Annotated in this window: 4 protein-coding genes; all 4 read right to left on the reverse strand. The window is 41.8% G+C overall.

Annotated features, from left to right (window positions below; genetic code table 11):
* The coding region (locus PAN06_RS13740; RefSeq protein ID WP_276593285.1) for a biotin carboxylase N-terminal domain-containing protein at positions 1-546 on the reverse strand (546 nt) is incomplete at its 3' end.
* A gap of 13 nt (positions 547-559) precedes the next feature.
* A complete protein-coding gene (fabZ, locus tag PAN06_RS13745) occupies positions 560-985 on the reverse strand; it encodes a 3-hydroxyacyl-ACP dehydratase FabZ (protein WP_049490988.1) in 426 nt (141 codons plus the stop codon).
* Positions 982-1,470: an acetyl-CoA carboxylase biotin carboxyl carrier protein gene (accB, locus tag PAN06_RS13750; protein WP_049482591.1), complete on the reverse strand. Its 489-nt coding sequence runs from the start codon at positions 1,468-1,470 to the stop codon at positions 982-984. The genes fabZ and accB overlap by 4 nt, the downstream gene beginning before the upstream one ends.
* A 3-nt stretch (positions 1,471-1,473) precedes the next feature.
* The coding region (fabF, locus tag PAN06_RS13755) for a beta-ketoacyl-ACP synthase II (RefSeq protein ID WP_269796608.1) at positions 1,474-2,683 on the reverse strand (1,210 nt) is incomplete at its 5' end.

Genomic DNA, 2,683 nt, shown 5'->3' on the forward strand with positions numbered 1-2,683 from the left:
TTCAAAAGCAGCAACCAAATCTTCTGGTTTTTCAACCTTCCGAATTCCCTTACCACCGCCTCCTGCAGATGCTTTCAACATCACAGGGTAACCAATACGTTCTGCAATCTCGAGGGCTTCTTCAGCAGTATACACTTCACCATCTGATCCAGGAATAACAGGCACTCCTGCTTTGATCATCTGTTTACGAGCATTAATCTTATCCCCCATCAAATCCATGACTTTAGCAGAAGGACCAATAAATTTAATGCCCACTTCCTCACACATGGTCGCAAATTTTGAGTTTTCACTTAAAAATCCAAAACCAGGGTGGATAGCTTCTGCTCCTGTTAGAACAGCTGCAGACAAGACAGCACTCATATTCAAATAAGATTCTGTTGATTTAGCAGGGCCAATACAGACTGCTTCATCCGCTAGTAAGGTATGCAAGGCTTCTTTATCAGCAGTAGAATACACCGCAACCGTCTCGATGCCAAGTTCACGAGCCGCACGAATAATGCGCACTGCAATCTCACCACGATTGGCGATTAAGATCTTACGAAACATAGATAGGCCTTTCTTAATTTCCAATTGCAAAAGTAAGCGTTCCTGAAGCTGCAAGCTTACCGTCTACCTCTGCTTTCGCTTCAACAACAGCAATGGTTCCACGACGTTTGACAAAAGTAGCTGTCATCACCAGTTGATCTCCTGGAACGACTTGTTTTTTAAACTTCACCTTGTCCATCCCTGCATAAAAGACTAATTTCCCTTTATTTTCAGGTTTTGACAACTCTAATACACCTGCTGTTTGTGCCAAAGCTTCCATGATGAGAACACCTGGCATAACAGGATATTGTGGAAAATGTCCATTAAAAAATGGTTCATTAATTGTCACGTTTTTAATGGCAACAATCGTATCTTCGCTTGTTTCTATAACGCGATCCACCAAAAGCATTGGGTAACGATGCGGCAAAGCCTCACGAATAGCATTAATATCAATTGTCATTTGATTCGAACCAATCCTTTTCCAAATTCAACCATTTCTTCATTCGTTACCAAAATTTCAGTGACTACCCCATCCTTTGGTGCTGGGACTTCATTCATCACTTTCATGGCTTCGATAATCAAGAGTGTTTGACCCTTAGTAACTTTGTCTCCTACAGATACAAAGGCTGGTTTGTCCGGAGCTGGCGACAAGTAAGCCACCCCAACCAATGGACTTTCAACCACATCACCTTCTGCAGCCTGAGCTGGAGCAGCAACTGGTTCAGCCGCTACAGCTGGAGTTGCTGGTGCTTCAACAACAGGGGCTACTACAGGAGTTTGAGGAGTTGCTACCACTTCAACTGCAGGAGCAACCGGTGTAGCCGCAACTGAACTCGTTTGGTTTTTACTCAAATTCAATTCTTCGCCATTATTTTTATATGAGAATTCACGCAAAGTTGACGCATCAAATTGAGCCAACAAATCTTTGATTTCAGAAATATTCATGAATTAACCCTCCCAACGTTTAAAGGCCAGAACAGCATTGTGTCCTCCAAAACCAAAGGTATTTGAGATAGCGTACTGAATATCCGCTTCTTGACCTTCACCATAAACAACGTTTGCTTCGATATAGTCAGACAATTCTTTAGTACCAGCAGTTTTTGGTACAAAGCTGTGACGAATCGCTTCGATGGTAGCAATCGCTTCAACTGCACCAGCAGCACCTAACAAGTGTCCTGTAAATGATTTAGTAGATGATACAGGAACTTCTTTACCAAGTACAGAAACAATGGCACCACTTTCACCTTTTTCATTGGCAGGTGTTGATGTCCCGTGAGCATTAACATAATCAACATCTTCAGGTTTGATACCAGCTTCATTAATAGCCAATTTAATTGCTTTAGCAGCACCTGAACCATCTGGTGTTGGTGTTGTCATATGGTAAGCATCACAGTTTGAACCGTAACCAACAATTTCAGCCAAAATATTAGCACCACGTTTTTGGGCATGTTCCAAACTTTCGATGACAAGAACCCCTGCACCTTCACCCATCACAAAACCATTACGGTCTTTGTCAAATGGGATAGATGAACGTTCTGGGTCTTCTGTTGTTGAAAGGGCCGTAAGAGCATTGAAACCACCGATACCAATCTTAGTAATCGAAGCTTCAGCACCACCTGCCAAAACAACATCATGCATACCAAATTTAATTTCACGGAAAGCTTCACCAATGGCATCGTTGGCAGAAGCACAAGCTGTTGTCACGGATTTACATACCCCTTGAGCCCCAATCTTAAGTGCGATGTTTCCAGCCCCCATGTTTGAAAGAGCTTTTGGAATAAACATTGGTTGGATTCTCTTCATCCCACGTTCATGCATCCGGATAATTTGATCTTCCAATTCTTGCAAACCACCAATACCAGATGATACAATCACACCAACACGATCGCGATCTTCTTCTTCCATGTTCAAGCCTGAATTTTCAATAGCTTCCATTGCAGCATAGATTGCATACAATGAGTAAGTATCCATACGATTTTGATCTTTTTTCACGAAATATTTATCGAATGGGAAATCTTGAATTTCACCAGCATTAAAGACTGGAATTTCAGAAGCATCAAATTTCGTAATGGGTTTGATCCCAATTTTTCCTTCATGAAGGCTATTCCAAAATTCTTCTGGTGTATTTCCGATTGGTGAGGTTACACCATAACCTGTA

Source organism: Streptococcus sp. SM3, from assembly GCF_027497875.1.